This is a genomic window from Pseudomonas sp. REP124, from assembly GCF_020164475.1.
In the GTDB taxonomy this organism is placed as follows: Bacteria; Pseudomonadota; Gammaproteobacteria; order Pseudomonadales; family Pseudomonadaceae; genus Aquipseudomonas.
Window position 1 is genome coordinate 29,826 of the sequence record NZ_JAIQWX010000038.1, and the last position, 16,601, is coordinate 46,426.

The following is a 16,601-nucleotide window of genomic DNA, read 5'->3' on the forward strand; positions in this document are numbered from 1 at the left end:
GGGCTTGCCCGCGATGAGGCCGGAACATTCAACATCAATGTTGGCTGACCCGACGCCATCGCGGGCAAGCCCGCTCCCACAGGATCTGTGAACAGGAACTATGGCAACGGCTGCAACTTCGCCAACTTCAACGCCACCCCAAGCGCCACCAGCAACAACGCGCCAATGAACAACCCAATCCCGTTCCAGCCACCGATATGCCAGAACACCCCACCCGCCGTTCCCGCCACACTCGACCCCGCGTAGTAGCTGAACAGATACAAGGACGAAGCCTGCCCCTTGGCCTTGGTCGCACGGCGGCCAATCCAGCTGCTGGCCACCGAGTGCGCGCCGAAGAAACCGAAGGTGAACACCAGCATCCCGAAAATCACCAGCGGCAGCGGCGTGAACATCGTCAGTGCCAGGCCCGCGATCATCAGCGCGATGGAGCTCCAGAGCATCTTGCGCCGCCCGTGCTTGTCAGCCAGCGCGCCGACTTTCGCCGAACTGTAGATACCCGACAGGTACACCAGCGACAGCAAGCCGACGAAGGCCTGACTCATGTGGTACGGCTCGGCCAGCAGGCGGTAGCCGACATAGTTGAACAGGGTCACGAACGCGCCCATCAGTACGAAGGCTTCGAGGAACAACAGTGGCAGGCCGGCGTCGCGAAAGTGCATGGTGAAGCCGTCGAGCAGGCTGCGCGGGTTCAGCGAGCGGGCGCGGAAGTTGCGCGACTCGGGGAGAATCTTCCAGAACACCGCCGCCGCGATCATCGCCAGGCCGCCGATCACCAGCATCGCCGAGTGCCAGCTGATGAAGTCGATCAGCACCCCGGTAATCAGGCGCCCGCTCATCCCGCCAATGGCGTTGCCGGCGATGTACAGACCCATGGCCAGGCCGAGGTGCTGCGGGTGGATTTCTTCACTGAGGTAGGTCATGGCGACCGCCGCCAGCCCGCTCAGGGACAGGCCGATCAGCGCGCGCATGATCAGCACGCCGTGCCAGCTCGGCATCATCGCGCTGGCCATGGTGCACAGCGCGGCGGCGAACAGCGCCGCGACCATCACCGGCTTGCGCCCAAGGCGATCGGACAGGGGGCCGGTGATCAGCAGGCCGATGGCGAGCATGCCCGTGGCCACCGACAGGATCAGACTGCTCTGCGCCGCGTTGATCGAGTACTCGTTGGACAGCAGCGGCATCATCGGCTGCACGCAGTAGAGCAGGGCGAAGGTGGCAAAGCCCCCGGAGAACAGCGCCAGCACCGTGCGCATGAACGCAGGCGTGCCTTTTTCGATGTAGATCTGCGCCAGCTCGGCGGCTACATCGCCCTGGGCGGTGGGTTGAACTTCATGGGCGAGTGGAGCGACAGCAGTTTTCACGGTGGACCTCGGTAGTACACAGCCGGTCAGGCAATGAAAAAAGCATATAGCTGGCTAATGATTCAATCCAATATATTGTTCGACCTGTTTGATAGCTTTAACGACCTAATGGGGTTTCCATGGAATTGCGTCATCTGCGCTACTTCATCGCCGTCGCCGAGGAACTGCACTTCGGCCGCGCCGCACAGGCCCTGGGCATCTCCCAGCCGCCGCTGAGCCAGCAGATTCAGGCGCTGGAACAGGAGCTCGGCGCGCGGTTGTTCGAACGGACCAATCGTCGGGTCGAGCTGAGCGAAGCCGGTCGGCTGTTCCTGGAAGAGGCGCGACTGGTGCTGGCGCAGGTCGACAAGGCGGCGGATGTGGCGCGGCGGGCGCAATTGGGTGAGTTGGGCGAGCTGAAAATCGGCTTCACCTCGTCGGCGCCGTTCAACACCACCATTCCCCAGGCGATCTTCGAGTTCCGCCAGCGCTTCCCGGCGGTGCACCTCAACCTGAGGGAAATGAGCAGTACACAGGTGGCGGATGCGCTGGTGGACGAGTCGATCGAAGTCGGCATCATGCGCCCGCTAGGCCTGCCGGATTCGCTCAGCGTGGTCGAGCTGATGCGCGAGCCGCTGGTCGCGGTGCTCAGTTCCAAGGACCCGTTGGTGGAGGGCAGTGAAGAGGGGCTCTACCTGTCCGCCCTGGCCCTCGAACCCTTCGTGTTTTTCCCGCGCAGCTACGGCAGCGGCCTCTATGCACAGTTGCTGAGCCTGGCACGGGATGCCGGCTTCAGCCCGCACTTCGCCCAGGAGGCCGGGGAAGCCATGACCATCATCGGGTTGGTGGCGGCGGGGTTGGGTGTTTCGGTGATGCCGGCATCGTACCGGCGGATGCGCATCGACGGCGTGGTCTACCGACCCCTGTTGGACCCGGCGGCGGAATCGGCGGTGTGGCTGGTGCAACGCAAGGACCAGAAATCGGCCATGGCGCGGGCGTTTGTGGAGTTGTTGACCAGTAAGGTTGAGTCGCTGAAATCGTGACGGCTGCGCCGTCATTCGCGGGCAAGCCCGCTCCCACAAGGATCGTGGGTGGCTCACAAATCTCCACTTCACCCGCAAACCTGTGGGAGCGGGCTTGCCCGCGAAGAGGCCGGTACATCCAACATCGATGTCGTCTGACACACCGTCTTCGCGAGCAAGCTCGGCTCCTACAGGTATTCGGGTTGGATGCGGAAATCTGCGGGCAACTCGATCACTGTAGGAGCCGAGCTTGCTCGCGATGGAGGCACAGGCAGCGCGGGGATTCAGGTGGCCCGCGTTATCGTTGACGACCATCGCGAGCAGGCTCGCTCCCACAGTTCAGGACCAGCGCTTGAAGATCAGCGACGTATTCACCCCACCAAACGCGAAGTTGTTGTTCATGACGAACTGGTGGCTCATCTGCCGGAATTCGCCGCGCAGGTAGTCGAGCTTGCCGCAGTTGGGGTCGATTTCGTCGAGGTTGAGGGTGTGGATGTAGAGGTCGCGGTTGAGCATTTCGATGCTGAACCAGGACTCCAGCGCGCCGCACGCGCCGAGGGTGTGGCCGAGGAAGCTTTTCTGCGAGCTGATGGGCATGTGTTCGCCGAACAGGCTGCTGGTGGCCAGGGTTTCGGCGATGTCGCCTTGTTCGGTGGCGGTGCCGTGGCCGTTAACGTAGCCAATGGCCGATGGCTCGACACCCGCGTCTTCCAGCGCCAGCTCCATGGCCCGGCGCATGGTGACCTGCTCGGGACGGGTGGTGTGCTGGCCGTCGGCGTTGCTGCCGAAGCCGACGATCTCCGCATGGATATGCGCGCCGCGCGCCAGAGCATGCTCCAGCTCTTCCAGCACCAGCATGCCCGCACCTTCACCGATCACCAGACCATCACGACCGGTGTCGTACGGACGCGGAGACAAGTGCGGCGTGTCGTTCTTCAGGCTGGTGGCATAGAGCGCGTCGAACACCATCGCTTCGGTCGGGCACAGCTCTTCGGCGCCACCGGCGAGCATCAGCGGCAGGCGGCCGAACTTGATCGCCTCGTACGCATAGCCGATGCCCTGGCTACCGCTGGTGCAGGCGCTGGACGTCGGAATCAAACGCCCGGTCAGACCGAAGAAGATGCTGATATTCGCCGCCGTCGTGTGCGGCATCATGCGCACGTAGGAGTTGGCGTTCAGACCTTCCGCCACCGAGTTGAGCAGCATGTTGCCGAATGCCTTGATCTCGTCGGTGCTGCCGGTGGAGGAACCGCAGGCCACACCCATGCGCCCATCCTTGATCAATTCGTTACCCAGCAGCCCGGCGTCCGCCAGGGCCTGCTCCGAAGCACCAACCGCAAGCCGCGAAACCCGGCCCATGCTGCGCAGTTGCTTGCGGGTCCAGTGGCCCGGCACCTTGAAGTCATCGATAGGCCCGGCCAGGCGGGTGTTGAGTTCGGTAAAACGATCCCACTCGTCCATCCGGCGGATACCGCTCTGGTTGGCCGCGAAGTGGCGGGCGATGGTGTCCCAGTCGCTGCCCAGTGAGGTGATGCCGGCCATGCCGGTGACGACGACGCGCTTCATCAGCACAGGCCTCCGTTGACCGCCAGCACCTGGCGGGTGATGTACGACGCTTCCGCCGACATCAGGAAATTCACCGCGCCGGCCACCTCTTCCGGGGTGCCCATGCGTTGTGCGGGGATCATTTTCATCAGTTCTTCCACCGGCACGTTTTCATCGAGCATCGCCGTGTCGATCAGGCCGGGGGCGACACAGTTGACGGTGATCTTGCGCTTGGCCAGCTCCGTGGCCAGCGCCTTGGCCGCGCCGATCAGGCCGGCCTTGGAGGCGCTGTAGTTGACCTGCCCACGGTTGCCGATCAGCCCCGACACCGAGGTGATGCAGACAATCCGCCCGGCGGCGCGACGACGGATCATCGGCATCATCACCGGGTGCAGCACGTTGTAGAAACCGTCGAGGTTGGTGCGCATCACCACATCCCAATCATCCTCGCTCAGCGCCGGAAAAGCACCGTCACGCGTCAGGCCGGCGTTGAGCACCACGCCGTAATAGGCGCCGTGGGCTTCCACATCGGCTTCCAGAACGGCCTTGCAGCCAGTGCGGTCGGACACGTCGAATTGCAGGATGCGCGCCCTGCGGCCCAAAGCTTCGACTTCGCCTTGCACCGCTTGCGCTTCGGCAAGGCCGCTGCGGCAATGCAGCACGATGTCATGCCCGGCCTGGGCCAGGCGCAGGGCGATGGCGCGGCCGATGCCGCGGCTGGAACCGGTGACCAGTACGGATTTAGTCATGACTGGACTCCAGCAGGTTCATGAAGATATTGAGTGGCCTGAGGCGGGCGATACACGTTCAGGCGGGCGCTGGCGTGAATGCCGACCCCATTGATATGACATTCGAAAACACCCATGCCGTTGTCGTCTTCCAGCGAGCGCAGGCCGTGGATGGTCAGCTCGGTGCCGGCGGGAAAACTCTCGACGTTGCATTCGAATTTGCGGCTGCCGAGCAGGAAGCCCAGCTCCACCTCATCACCGCGCTGGCGCGCATGACACCCGGCGAACGCGGCGACGCTCTGGGCCATCAGTTCGATGCCGACCCAGGCCGGCAGGCTGCCGTCGGGGCGATTGAACAGCCCGTTGGGTTTGACCGTGAGGCGGGTGTGAATCTGCTCGGCATCGAACGCGAGGATCTGATCGATGAGGATCATGTCGCCAGCGTGGGGCAGCAATTCGGCGAGCGGCCAGTCAATCATGGGGCGTCTCCGATAATCAGGCTGACGTTGTTACCACCGAAGGCGAAGGAATTGCTCATCAGGTAGCGGGGACCAGTGGACGCCAGGCGAGTGCTCGGGGTCACCCAATTGAGGGCCGGCAGCTCGGGGTCGGGCTGGTTGTCCCAGACGTGTGGGGGCAGCGCCTGGTTGTCCGCTTTCAGGCTCAGCCAGCAGAACGCCGCTTCCAGCGCGCCCGCAGCGCCCAGGGTGTGGCCGGTCATGGGTTTGGTCGAGGAGCAGAGCACGCCCGCCGGGAACAGCGTATTGACCGCCGTGCTTTCCATGGCGTCGTTGTGCTGGGTGGCCGTGCCGTGCAGGTTCAGGTAGTTGATCTGTTGCGGTTGCAGGCCGGCGCGGCTCAGCGCCTTGCCCATGGCTTGCAGGGCGCCGCGGCCTGTCGGCTCGGGAGCGGAAATGTGGTGGGCATCGGAGCTGGCGCCGCTGCCGAGCAGGGCAATCGGGCGATCACCGGCGGGCTGCCTGCTCATCACAAACAGCACCGCCGCTTCGCCGATGTTGATGCCGTGGCGATTCACCGAGAACGGGTTGCAGCGCTGATTGGACACCGCTTCCAGCGACGAGAAACCGTTGAGCGTCAGTTTGCACAGGCTATCGACACCGCCACACAGCACCACGTCGCAGACGCCCAGGTCCAGCAGGCGCTGGGCGCTCATCAACGCCCGGGCGCTGGAGGTGCAGGCGGTGGAAATCACGTAGGCCGGGCCACTGAGTTGCAGCCACTCGGCGAGGAAATTCGCCGGTGCGCTGAGTTCCTGTTGCTGGTAGTCGTATTCGGCGGGGAACTGACCGGCATCCAGATAGTGGGCCAGGCCCTGGCTGGCTTCTTCGATGCCCGACGTGCTGGTGCCCAGCACGACGCCTATGCGGTCGCGGCCATAGGTCTGGATGGCGTGCTCGATGTCCTCGCGGATCTGCAGGGCGGCGTCGAGCAACAGGCGATTGTTGCGGGTGTCCTGCCGCGACAGCTCGGCCGGCAGGGCCGCCAGTTCGCCCTGGACCGAACCCACCGGCAACGAACGATCCGGCACCCAGCCGGCTTCGCTGCGCATGCCACTGCAATCGCCGGCAAACAGATTTCGCGCGACTTCGTCCTTGCCACGGCCCAGGGAGCAGATGACCCCGAGAGCGTTCAGACAGGCGCTCATGGGGTCTCCCCGCTCAGCGGCGTGACGTGGTATTTGGGGCCTTTGGGCAGATTCAATTCAAAGTTCATCGGCTGTGCGTATCGGACATCCCAGCGTTCCGGCAAGGTGCGTTGTGCGCCATGTTGCCAGGCGTCCGGGTAGTTGACGGTCAGTTCGTCCCTGGTGGTCAGCGCAAACAGCAGCGCGGCGAACAGCTCCCGGGCTTCGGGATTCGGCGGCAGCAAGCCGTCGGCCTGCCATTTGCCGTGCACCAATTTTTGCCGGGCCTGGGGAATGCCCAATAGGTCCATCATCGACCAGCGGATGGCCGGGCCTTCCTGCTGGATCACCAGCACCCAGTCCTGGCGCTGTTCGTCTTGCAGGCGTTCGATGTGCAGTTGCAGGGGCAGGGGGAATGTCGGTGTCTGCTCGGGCAGCGGTGGGCTGCTGGAGCAGGCGCTCAACAGCAGGACTGCACAAAACCAGAGTACACCTCGTACCCATGTGGGAGCGGGCTTGCTCGCGAATGCGGCAGCACATTCAACATCGATGTCGACTGACCGACCGCTTTCGCGAGCAAGCCCGCTCCCACAGGTCCGGTGTTCCACATGGCTGACGGTGAACATCAAACACCACCCTCCAACGGCTTGCGCGCCACCACATTCACCAACGTCTCTTCCCGCTGCCCGAACGGCTTGGGCTTGTACCCCAACACCTCCAACAACCCGAAATCCGTGGAACGGCTCCACCACAGGTAGGGATAGGACACATTCCGCGCCCCGAACTCGAAACCCTGCCCGCGAATCATCTCCAGGTACTGCGCCGCGCTTTTCTGCACCTGCATCGGGTGTCTGAACAGCCAGCGGATGACCCAGGTATCGATGTAAGCCTCGGTGGATTCGGCGAACAGCAGGTAGCCGCCGGGCTTGAGCACGCGATAGAACTCGGCCAGGGCCTTTTCCTGTTCCACCAGATGATGGAAGGTCTGGTGGCAGAACAACAGGTCGACGCTGGCGTCGGCCATCTTCAGGTTCGCGCAGTCGCTGTCGATCAACTCCACCGCCATACCCAGATTGACCGCTTCTTCGCGGCTGCGTTGCAGGCTCTGCGGGTCGGCGTCGACACCGATCAGACGACCGGGCATGAAGGCCTGGCGCAGGTACTTGAAGGACTTGCCCTGGCCGCAACCGGCATCCAGCAGCACCGGCTGGTTCGGCAGGGCTTCGCTGAACAGGCCGCGCAAATCCTCGATCGCCACCCGCAGCACATAGTGCTGCCAGGTGCGGCTGCGCAGAAACCACAAACCGAAGCGGGTTTCTTCGACGTAGTTGTCGCTTGCGTAGGTCATGTCGCCGTCCTTGCACAGAATTCTGAAATCACCTTCAACCGGCGCCGGGCTTCGCTGACGAACGGGTTGCGTTCGTCCCAGGCGTAACCGGCGAGGATCGAACTGATCATGCCGCGGATTTCCCGTGAGCTGCCTTCATGGAAGATCACGTCCTGGAACGTCCCGTCGTACCAGCCTTCGACGTAGCAGCGGAAGGTGTCGACACCCCGTTTGAGCGGGACGGCGAATTCCCCCTGCCAATCGACCGTTTCCCCCTGCAACTGACGGTGCACCAAGCCCGCCGCCATGCTCGCCGAACGCATGGCGATGGTGACGCCGGAGGAGAATACCGGGTCGAGGAACTCCGCGGCATTGCCCAGCAGCGCAAACCCCGGCCCGTGCAGGGTTTTGACATTGGCCGAGTATCCACCGATGGTGCGCGCCGGGGTATCCCACACGGCATTTTTCAGCACACTGGCCAGGCTTGGGGTGTCGGCGATGAAGCTGCGCAAACAGGCATCCAGATCGTCGCTGCGGCCTTCGAAGTGCTCTGCGGCGGCCACCACGCCCACCGAACAGCGGCCGTTGCTGAACGGAATGGTCCAGAACCAGATGTCGCGTCGGGTCGGGTGGGTGGTGACGAGGATCTTGCTGCGATCGAAATCCGGCTGCTCGATACGGTCTTCGACGTGGGTGAACACCGCCTGACGCACCGGGAAATTCGACGGTGCTTCGAGGTCGAGCAAGCGTGGCAGGACGCGACCGTAGCCGCTGGCGTCGAGCATGAAATCCGCCTCGATGCGGTATTCGCTCCCGTCTTCACGGCGCACGCCGAGTTGCGGTCTGGCCGACTCGATATCGACACTGACGATGGCTTCGCCAAAGCGGATCTCAACGCCTTGCAATACTGCTTGATCGGCCAGCAATTGGTCGAAATCGGCGCGTTGAACCTGAAAGGTGGTGGTCTTGCCGGGGGTGAAGGCTTCGGCGAAATCGAAGGCGCTGTAGTGCTCGCCCCAAGCGAAGGCGGCGCCGGTTTTCACCTGAAAACCCGCAGCGTTGACGGCCTCGAGCATGCCGGCTTCCTCGACGAAGTCCAGGCAATGGGCCAAAAGGCTTTCGCCGATGGAAAACCGTGGAAAATGCTGGCGCTCGATCACCAGGACATCGTGGCCCTTGCGCTTGAGAATCGCGGCGGCGATGGCGCCCGAGGGCCCCGCACCGATGACCACGATCCGGCGACGTTCCATTTCAGCGATTGGCATGGGGGCTCCTTGCCGGGGCGGCAGCGTTCAAGGGTATTCGATGCATGCCGGCCAGCGCTGGCAGCAGGGTCGCGATCAGTCCCATCACCATCAGCGCGAAGTACAGCGCCGGGCTGATGAGCTGTTGTTGCAGCAGCAGGTTGAGAAACACGATTTCGCTCAAGCCGCGGATGTTCAGCAGCACGCTTTCCCGCCAGCGGCTGGCACCGGGGAACGAAGCGCCGGCCCAGCCGAGACCGAGCCAGTTGCCGAGCATCTTGCTGGCGATCGGCAACAGCAGCAGCGCCGCCAGTTGCACCCAGCCCAGGCTGCTCATGGCGCTGTGCACGTTGATCTGCACAATGCCGAAGGTGAGGATCAGCGGAATCGCCACGTAGGTTTGCAGGCGGCTCATCCAGATCGCCGGCAGTGGGTGTGTGAGCGGTGCCTTGAGCGCGGCCATGATCAGCACGTAACCGATGCCGAAAATCAGCGCGTTGAGCTTGTAGTGCTCAGCCACCACCAGCAATCCGAAAAAGCCCAGGCTGTACAGCCACAGCTGGCGCAGGCCCAGCAGGCGCAATACCAGCGGCAGGCAGGCGCCGGCCAGCGGCAACAGCAGGCTGCTCAGGAGCAGGGTGCCCTGGGCGATGGCGAACAGGGTCCAGCAGGTGAGGTCGATGAGGATCGCGGTTTGCACCAGCCGGCGGGTGGCGGCGGTGGGGTAATCGATATGTCGCAGGTACAGGTACAGCACCGGTATCGCGGTAATGGCGAACAACAGGCCGACCGCCAGGGAACTGATCCAGGGTTGTGGCGGCAGTAGCCAGATTGCCGTGGCCAGGCCGCAGGCAAAGGGAATGCAGAAACTCGGCAGGGCGATCTTCAGGCTCTGGCGGTCCAGTTGCAGGTCGATCACGTCGCTGAGGATGTAACCCAGCAACAGCGCGAAACTCAAGCTGTAGAGGTTTTTCAGCCAGATCGGCGCCACCAGCGCCGCGCCGCTGAGCTGCCAGTGCGGCTCGACCCAGAAGTACATCAGCAGCGGCAGGCCGACGGTCGCGAGCAGCAACTGGCTGACGATGGGGATCAGGCCGAAGTGGCGCCCGACGCGGGTGGCGACAGCGAACAAGGCCAGGGCCATGGCCCAGAACAGCGCGATCATCATGCCGTCGGCTCCGCGACCGTGGCCGCATGTGGCTGGCGTCCGGCCCAGGGCGCCAGCATGAAGCTGAACATCAGGCCCAGGCTGACCGACAGGCCGAAATTGCTTACCGCCGGCGTACTCGACACCGCCAGCAGGCCGAATGACAGCCAGGTGGTCAGTGCCGCGAGCAAGGTACCCAAGAGGCTGACGGCCGCGCCGCCCACCTGCTCGCGCATGAGGATCGCGTAGTCGACGCTGATCGCCGTCACCAGCAGCAGGCCGAACAGGCTGAACAGGGTCAGCGGCTGCCCCAGCCAGCCGAGACTGGCCAGGCTGCACAGCGCCGCCAGCAGCGGCAGGGAGACGATGCGCAGCGCGCCGCCGAAGCCGAACGGCAGGATCAGCACCAGCACGATCAGCACGCAGGAGGCGAGTTTGAGTTCGGCGGCGCTGATTTGAGTCGCGGCGAACACCGCATTCAATTCACCGAGCCGGTCCACCAGTTTTACGCCGGGCAAGTCTTCGCCCTGAACCCGCAGCAGGGATGGATTGCTCAGGCCCTGCAAACTGACCATCGCCGCCACGCCATTCTCGGTCGGCCCCAGCCACAGCGGGCGATAGGGTTCGGCCAATGGCCCGGCCAGTGCAGTGTCGATGTCCTGAGTCGGCAGCGCCTGTAATCGGGTCAGTTCGGCGCGCAGCGCATCGACCGGCACACCGACTCCGACCAATGGCTGCCAGAACGGCGGCAGCTTGCCCAGCGCCTCGCGCACCCGCTGCTGTTCGCTTGGCTGGCTGACCAGATGATTGAGCGACAGGTAACCCTCGAGCTTGTCCAGATTGACCAGCTGATCCAGGCGCTCGTCCAGAGCGTCCAGGCGCTGGAGCAATTGCTGTTCGTCGGCCGCCTGTACCAGGAAGAACTGGCTAGTGGGTTGATAGCCGGTGATGCGCGCGATGGTCTTTGCCTCGTCGGTCAGTTGCTGCGGCGCGCCGACCCACTGGCGGATGTCGTTTTTCGTTTCCAGCTTCAGCAGGCCGCCGGAGCAGAACGCGATCAGCAGGGCCAGCAGGACCGGGGTGCTCAGGTGCTTGAGCAGGGCTTCTCGACGGCCCAGCAAAAAGCCGGACACCCGCAGCGGCCATTGCGCCGGACGTAGCTCGACACCTTTGAGCAGCGCAGGCAACAGACACACCGCGGCCAGGTAGGCACCCAGCAGGCCGGCGGCGGAGAACACTGCGATCTGGGTCAGCGCCGGGAACGGGGTCCAGGCCAGTGCCAGGTAACCGATGGCGCTGGTGATCAGGCTCAGGGTCAGGCCCGGCAGGGTCAGGCGCACCGCCGGCCAGCTGCGCCAGGGTTTCAGGCTCCAGCTCTTGGACAGGTAATGCAGCGGGTAGTCGACGGCGACACCGATCAGGCTCGAGCCCAGCACCAGGGTCATCACATGCATGTGGCCGAACAGCGCCACGCAAGCCACCGCACCAAACAACATTCCCACCAACACCGGCACGAAAGCCAGCAGCACCCGCCAGCGACGAAAGGCCAGCAACAGCAGCAACAGAATGCCGACCGTGGCGCCGCCGCCGACCCAGGTCATCTCGCGGGTGGCTTGCTGCTGGCCGTTGGCGGCGTACAGCAGTCCGCTGGCCGCGAGTAACTGGACGTCGGATTGGGCAGCTTCTGCACGGCTCTGTTCAAGCAGGTTCGCCACTTGCAGCGGCAGGTTCATGTCGAAGGCGTTGCCGGTGGTGCGGGCGCGCACAAGCACCCAACTCTTGCCGTCGGCATCGGCGATCAGCGCGCCGCTGCCGATGTCCAGTTGCACCGCGCCGTGTTGCGGCTGGCTGTTCTGGATGCGCCCGGTCAGGCCCAGCCAGTCGTCCTGGCTGGGCACCAGGCTGAAGCCGGTGAAGGGGTCGAACAGCGCCTGCACCCGCTGCTGGATGAAGGCGTCGGGGTGTTCGATCAGTTGCTGGCGATCCTCCGTAGAGAGCATCGCCAGACGGCCTTGCAGCAGTTGTGTGCGCAGCGCCGGCAGGTCGGCCTGCAGGTTCCACTGGACCTTCTCGAACAGGCCGCTGGCCTGCCACTGTTCGCTGAGTTTCTGCGCCATCGCGACGGCCTGCTGGCGGTCGGTGTGGCCGACCAGCACCAGCATTTCGCGGTTCAGCGGTTCCTGCATGCGCTGTTCGGCGCGTTGTTCCAGAGCGTCCGGCGCGGTACCGGGCACCAGTTCCATCAGGTTGGCCGACAGCGGTGCGCCGTTGCGCCATTGCCAGCCGGCGAGCGCCAGCACTGCCAGCAGCAGGATCAGGAACAGGCGAGGCAGCAGGCGCTCACTGGGCAAAGTCGTGTTGCTCCGCATCGCTCAAGGGTTGGGCGCTGGTGCTGTCCTGCATGCGCAGCAGAGTGCTGTCGCCCTGGGTTTCCAGCAATTCGATGGTGTTCACCAGTTCTGCGCCGGTGATGTTGATCTGGTTGAACACCTGCTTGAGCAGCATCGAGCGCGGCACCAGGGTCAGTTTCCAGTTCTGCGCGTCACCACTCAGAGACAGCTCGAAATCCCGTTGCAGGCCACTGTTGTCGCCTTGCAGCACGGCGAGGAACAAGCGGTTCTGCTCGGCCCCGGCGCTCTTGCCCGGCAGCATCTGCCAGCCGTTGGCGTCCCGGCGGGCGATGCCCTTGGCGGTGATGCGGTAATCCTGTTGCAGCGGAGTTTTCAGCAGCCACAACAGACCGTGGTTTTTCGCCAGGACAAAGGTGCCCTGGCTGGTCAGAGGCTGGGGCAGGGCACGCAGGTGTTTTTCCTGGATGAAGTGGCCGTGGATTACATCAGGTTTGGCCAGTTGATCGCTGAGCTGTTGCAGGTCGAAGGCCTGGGCGAGTGAAGAAAACCCCAGCGCCAACAGGAGCAAAAATGATCGGGCACTCATGACAGCACCCGCTCAACGGCATCGGTGAAGACTTTCGGGCAAGCCAACTGCATCTCGCGCGTGCCCATGTCGACGGCGACTTGCACGGAGACGGCGCGGGTCATGCGTTCGCCGGTTTCCAGGTCGCTGATCAGGTAGTTGATCTTCAGACGGTTCTCCCACTCCACCAGATTGGCCCGCACATTCAGCTTCTGGCCGAACACTGCGCCACGGATGTAGCGCAGTTGCAGGTCGATCACCGGCCACGCGTAGCCGGACTCGACCATGGCGGTGTAGTTGTGGCCGATTTTATCGAGCAACGCGCAGCGGGCGACTTCCAGGTACTTCACGTAGTGGCCGTGCCAGACCACGTCCATGCTGTCCACGTCGAAGAATGGCACGAGGATTTCCGTATCGGCGTGAAGCACTCCCTTGCTACGCATGCAGCCTCCAGTGTTGTTCGGCGATTCGTTGCAGGCACAGGCGCAGTTCGCCTTCCAGGGCACGGTCTTCGATGACGGGCGCAAAGTCCCGGGACAATTCTTCGTGCATGGCGGCCAGGGCCGGTGGCAGCGGGCGCGCATCTTCGGCCTGTCCACGCAGCCAGACACCCTGATTGGCGGCGAGCAGGGTGGCGGCGGCGACCTGCTCGGTCAGCTCCAGCACACGAATCGCATCGCGGGCGGCGATGGTGCCCATGCTCACCTTGTCCTGGTTGTGGCATTCGGTGGAGCGCGAGAACACGCTGGCCGGCATGGTGTTTTTCAGGGCTTCGGCGGTCCAGGCGCTGGCACCGATCTGCACCGCCTTGAAGCCGTGATTGAGCATCGCCCGCTCGGCGCTGGCGCCGGACAGGTTGCTTGGCAAACCGTGGTTGTAGCGCTCATCCACCAGCAACGCCAGTTGCCGATCCAGCAAGTCGGCGACGTTGGCTACCAGGTTCTTCAGGCTGTCCATGGCGAAGGCGATGTGCCCGCCATAGAAGTGCCCGCCGTGCAGCACGCGCTCGGCTTCGGCGTCGATGATCGGGTTGTCGTTGGCACTGTTGAGTTCGATCTCGATGAACGAGCGCAACCAGCTCAGGCTGTCGGCCAGCACCCCCAGTACGTGGGGCGCGCAACGCAGGGAGTAGCGGTCTTGCAGGCGATGCAGTTCCGGCATCGGGGCGTCGATGGCCAGATCCTTGCGCAACCACGCGGCGACCTGCATTTGACCCGGATGGGGTTTGGCGGCGAACAGGCGCTCGTCGAAATGCTCCGGATTGCCTTGCAGGGCGACTACGTTCAGTGCGGTGATGCGCGTTGCCAGTTGCAGCAGATAATCGGCGCGGGCGTAGGCCAGGCAGGCGAGGCCGGTCATCACTGCCGTGCCGTTCATCAGCGCCAGGGCTTCTTTCGGGCGCAGCACAAGCGGCTGCCAGCCGAGTTCGCGATGCACGTCGGCGGCCTGCCGGCGTTCGCCGCGATACATCACTTCGCGCTCGCCGGACAGGGTCGCGGCGACGTAGGACAGCGGCGTCAGGTCACCGCTGGCGCCCACCGAGCCTTCTTCCGGAATCAGCGGCAGGATGTCGTGTTCAAGGAAGGCCTGCAGACGCTCCAGCAGTTCCACGCGCACCCCGGAAACCCCGTGGCACAGCGACTGCAATCGCGCCGCCAGCACCGCGCGGGTGGCCTGGGCGTCGAGCAGTTTGCCCAGCCCGCAGCCATGGAAGGTGAACAGGTGCCGCGGCAGCGCCTCGACGTGATGCAGCGGCACCGCCACCACGCAGGAATCGCCGTAGCCGGTGGTCACGCCGTAGATCACGCCTTCCTTGTCCAGCAGCGAATCGAGGAAACGCGCGCCCTTGGCAATGCGCTCGCGGTAGGCGGGATCATCCTGCAGCTGCGCGGGGGCCTGACGGTTGGCCAGGGCCAGCACGTCTTCGATGCGCAAAGGGAGTTCGCCGAAGGTTACCGGCTCAAGCGTGGGCGTCGTCATCGGTCTTCCAGAAAGGGTAAAAGTTGAACCATTGTTGAGGCGCTTGCAGGCAATAGTGACTCAGGCGCTCGGCATAGCGGGAGGCCCACTGATGAATGACCTGCTCGCGGTCGCTGCGCTTCCAGGTGATGGTTTGTGCGAAGGGTTCCAGGGTCAGGCGATAGTCGCCGTCGGGCTTCTTCAGGCACATCATCAGATTGATCGGGCATTTCAGCAGGCCGGCCAGCAACCAGGGCCCCTGGGGGAATCTGGCGGGGTGGCCGAGGAAGTCGACGGTCACGCTGCGCCCGCCGTGCAGCGGCACGCGATCACCGGCAATCGCCAGCCACTCGCCGCGCTCCAGGCGTTCGTGCAATTGCAGCATGATCACCGGGTCCAATTCGCTGACCTGAATCAGGCGCAGATTGGTCGCCCCGGCCTCGCCCAGCAGACGGTTGAACTGCTCGGCGTGCTTGGTGTGCACCAGCACGTTCATGGTCACTTTCTCGCCGATCTCCGCCAGCGCGCGGCAGACTTCGAGATTGCCCAGGTGCGCGCCCACCAGCATCTGCCCGCGGCTGCCGCGCAACTGGTCGCGCAACAGCGCCGGGTCGATGATTTCGATCTGCTCGATGCTCAGCTTGCGGTTCCACACATCGAGCTTGTCGAGCATCGAATCGGCGAAGGCCATGAACTGGCTGAATACCCGCCAGCGGGTCGGGCGCAGTTCGTTGCGACCGGACCAGTCGGCGAGGCGTTGCTGGTATTGCCAGGCGCTGTGGCGGGCGCTGCGACCGAACAAAAAGAAGTACAGAACGATGCCATACAGAATCGGGCTCAGCAGGCGGCGGCCGAGCACTTTGGCGCCGAACGCGGTGAGCTTCATCAGCCAGAAGCTGCCGCGTTCCTCGCGGTCGGCCCAGTGCTGCTTGTCGGTGCTCATCCGCGCCACCGCCGCCAGAGGATCACGGGCGAGCGCAGCAGCATGCCGAAGAACAGGCGGGTGTGCATGCTCGAGATCAACACGTTGTCGTGGAACATGCGAAAGTGCGACACGCCGTCCAGCGGGTAATGGACACGGGTTTGCAGCCAGCGCATCGGCTGGTTGCGCCAGGCCAGACGCACGAGGATGTCGGAGTCGAAATCCATGCGCTTGCCGATCCTTGCGGTGTCGATCAGCGCCAGCACCGGTGGCAGCGGATAGACGCGGAACCCGCACATCGAATCGCGGATCTGCAGCGACAGGGTGTTGATCCAGACCATGACGTGGGTGAGATAACGGGCGTACAGGCGGCCCTTGGGAACACTGGCGTCGTACAGCGGATAGCCGCAGATCACCGCGTCAGGATGGGCGCGGGATTGTTCGATGAAGGTTTTCACATCCTGCAGGTCGTGCTGGCCGTCGGCGTCCACCTGCAGGGCGTGGGTGAAACCCAGGCGGCCGGCTTCGCGCAAACCGGTCATCACCGCACCGCCCTTGCCCTGATTGGCGGCGAGGCGGATCAGGTGAACTCCGTCGCGCTGGGCCAGTTGGTCCAGCACTTTGGCGCAGCTCGTGCTGCTCGCGTCGTCCACCAGAATGCATGGCAGCGGGCTGGCGAGCAGCGCGTCGACCACGGTGGTGATCGCGGTTTCGTGGTTGTAGACCGGGATGATGGCGCAGGGGTTATGCATATCGGGGTACGCCGGATTGACCGCGGTGACTGCATCGCGAGCAGGCTCGCTCCC

Annotated in this window: 16 protein-coding genes; 1 reads left to right on the top strand and 15 read right to left on the bottom strand. The window is 64.1% G+C overall.

The genetic code is table 11. From position 1 onward, the window contains the following. Positions 1-98 precede the first annotated feature (98 nt). Positions 99-1,361 carry an MFS transporter gene (locus K9857_RS12170; protein WP_224536030.1) on the bottom strand — a complete coding sequence of 421 codons (1,263 nt, stop codon included), beginning with the start codon at positions 1,359-1,361 and terminating at the stop codon, positions 99-101. A 119-nt stretch (positions 1,362-1,480) separates the two neighbouring features. Here K9857_RS12170 and K9857_RS12175 point away from each other — a divergent pair, with 119 nt between their 5' ends. Beyond that, on the top strand, positions 1,481-2,383 hold the full coding sequence (locus K9857_RS12175) for a LysR family transcriptional regulator (protein ID WP_175375361.1): 903 nt from the start codon (positions 1,481-1,483) through the stop codon (positions 2,381-2,383). Positions 2,384-2,701: 318 nt separating this feature from the next. Here K9857_RS12175 and K9857_RS12180 read toward each other — a convergent pair whose 3' ends face one another. From K9857_RS12180 to K9857_RS12245, 14 genes are read right to left on the bottom strand one after another with little or no spacing between them, the layout of a single operon-like run. Next, positions 2,702-3,928, bottom strand: a complete 1,227-nt coding sequence (locus K9857_RS12180; protein WP_224536032.1) for a beta-ketoacyl-ACP synthase — start codon at positions 3,926-3,928, stop codon at positions 2,702-2,704. Next, the gene (gene fabG, locus K9857_RS12185) at positions 3,928-4,656 is read right to left on the bottom strand and encodes a 3-oxoacyl-ACP reductase FabG (protein WP_224536034.1); all 729 of its coding nucleotides are present in this window, start codon (positions 4,654-4,656) and stop codon (positions 3,928-3,930) included. The genes K9857_RS12180 and fabG overlap by 1 nt, the downstream gene beginning before the upstream one ends. Then, complete coding sequence (locus tag K9857_RS12190) at positions 4,653-5,114, bottom strand: hotdog family protein (RefSeq protein ID WP_224536036.1); 462 nt, start codon at positions 5,112-5,114, stop codon at positions 4,653-4,655. Before K9857_RS12190 ends, fabG begins: the two co-directional genes overlap by 4 nt. Next, complete coding sequence (locus K9857_RS12195; protein ID WP_224536038.1) at positions 5,111-6,301, bottom strand: beta-ketoacyl-[acyl-carrier-protein] synthase family protein; 1,191 nt, start codon at positions 6,299-6,301, stop codon at positions 5,111-5,113. Before K9857_RS12195 ends, K9857_RS12190 begins: the two co-directional genes overlap by 4 nt. Then, the gene (locus tag K9857_RS12200) at positions 6,298-6,906 is read right to left on the bottom strand and encodes a hypothetical protein (protein ID WP_224536040.1); all 609 of its coding nucleotides are present in this window, start codon (positions 6,904-6,906) and stop codon (positions 6,298-6,300) included. The genes K9857_RS12195 and K9857_RS12200 overlap by 4 nt, the downstream gene beginning before the upstream one ends. Next, a complete protein-coding gene (locus tag K9857_RS12205) occupies positions 6,906-7,628 on the bottom strand; it encodes a class I SAM-dependent methyltransferase (protein ID WP_224536042.1) in 723 nt (240 codons plus the stop codon). Before K9857_RS12205 ends, K9857_RS12200 begins: the two co-directional genes overlap by 1 nt. After that, a complete protein-coding gene (locus K9857_RS12210) occupies positions 7,625-8,872 on the bottom strand; it encodes an NAD(P)/FAD-dependent oxidoreductase (protein WP_224536045.1) in 1,248 nt (415 codons plus the stop codon). The genes K9857_RS12205 and K9857_RS12210 overlap by 4 nt, the downstream gene beginning before the upstream one ends. Continuing rightward, positions 8,859-10,019, bottom strand: coding sequence for a sodium:proton antiporter (locus K9857_RS12215; protein ID WP_224536047.1), 1,161 nt, complete (start codon positions 10,017-10,019; stop codon positions 8,859-8,861). The genes K9857_RS12210 and K9857_RS12215 overlap by 14 nt, the downstream gene beginning before the upstream one ends. After that, entirely contained in the window at positions 10,016-12,367 is a 2,352-nt protein-coding gene (locus K9857_RS12220; protein ID WP_224536049.1) for an MMPL family transporter, read from the bottom strand. The genes K9857_RS12215 and K9857_RS12220 overlap by 4 nt, the downstream gene beginning before the upstream one ends. Further along, positions 12,339-12,935 (bottom strand): outer membrane lipoprotein carrier protein LolA, encoded by a 597-nt coding sequence (locus K9857_RS12225; protein ID WP_224536051.1) that lies wholly within the window; start codon positions 12,933-12,935, stop codon positions 12,339-12,341. The genes K9857_RS12220 and K9857_RS12225 overlap by 29 nt, the downstream gene beginning before the upstream one ends. Further along, entirely contained in the window at positions 12,932-13,357 is a 426-nt protein-coding gene (locus K9857_RS12230; RefSeq protein ID WP_224536053.1) for an acyl-CoA thioesterase, read from the bottom strand. Before K9857_RS12230 ends, K9857_RS12225 begins: the two co-directional genes overlap by 4 nt. Beyond that, complete coding sequence (gene hutH / locus K9857_RS12235; protein WP_224536055.1) at positions 13,350-14,894, bottom strand: histidine ammonia-lyase; 1,545 nt, start codon at positions 14,892-14,894, stop codon at positions 13,350-13,352. The genes K9857_RS12230 and hutH overlap by 8 nt, the downstream gene beginning before the upstream one ends. Continuing rightward, complete coding sequence (locus tag K9857_RS12240; protein ID WP_224536057.1) at positions 14,875-15,816, bottom strand: glycosyl transferase; 942 nt, start codon at positions 15,814-15,816, stop codon at positions 14,875-14,877. The genes hutH and K9857_RS12240 overlap by 20 nt, the downstream gene beginning before the upstream one ends. Then, complete coding sequence (locus tag K9857_RS12245) at positions 15,813-16,547, bottom strand: glycosyltransferase family 2 protein (protein ID WP_224536060.1); 735 nt, start codon at positions 16,545-16,547, stop codon at positions 15,813-15,815. Before K9857_RS12245 ends, K9857_RS12240 begins: the two co-directional genes overlap by 4 nt. Positions 16,548-16,601 lie beyond the last annotated feature (54 nt).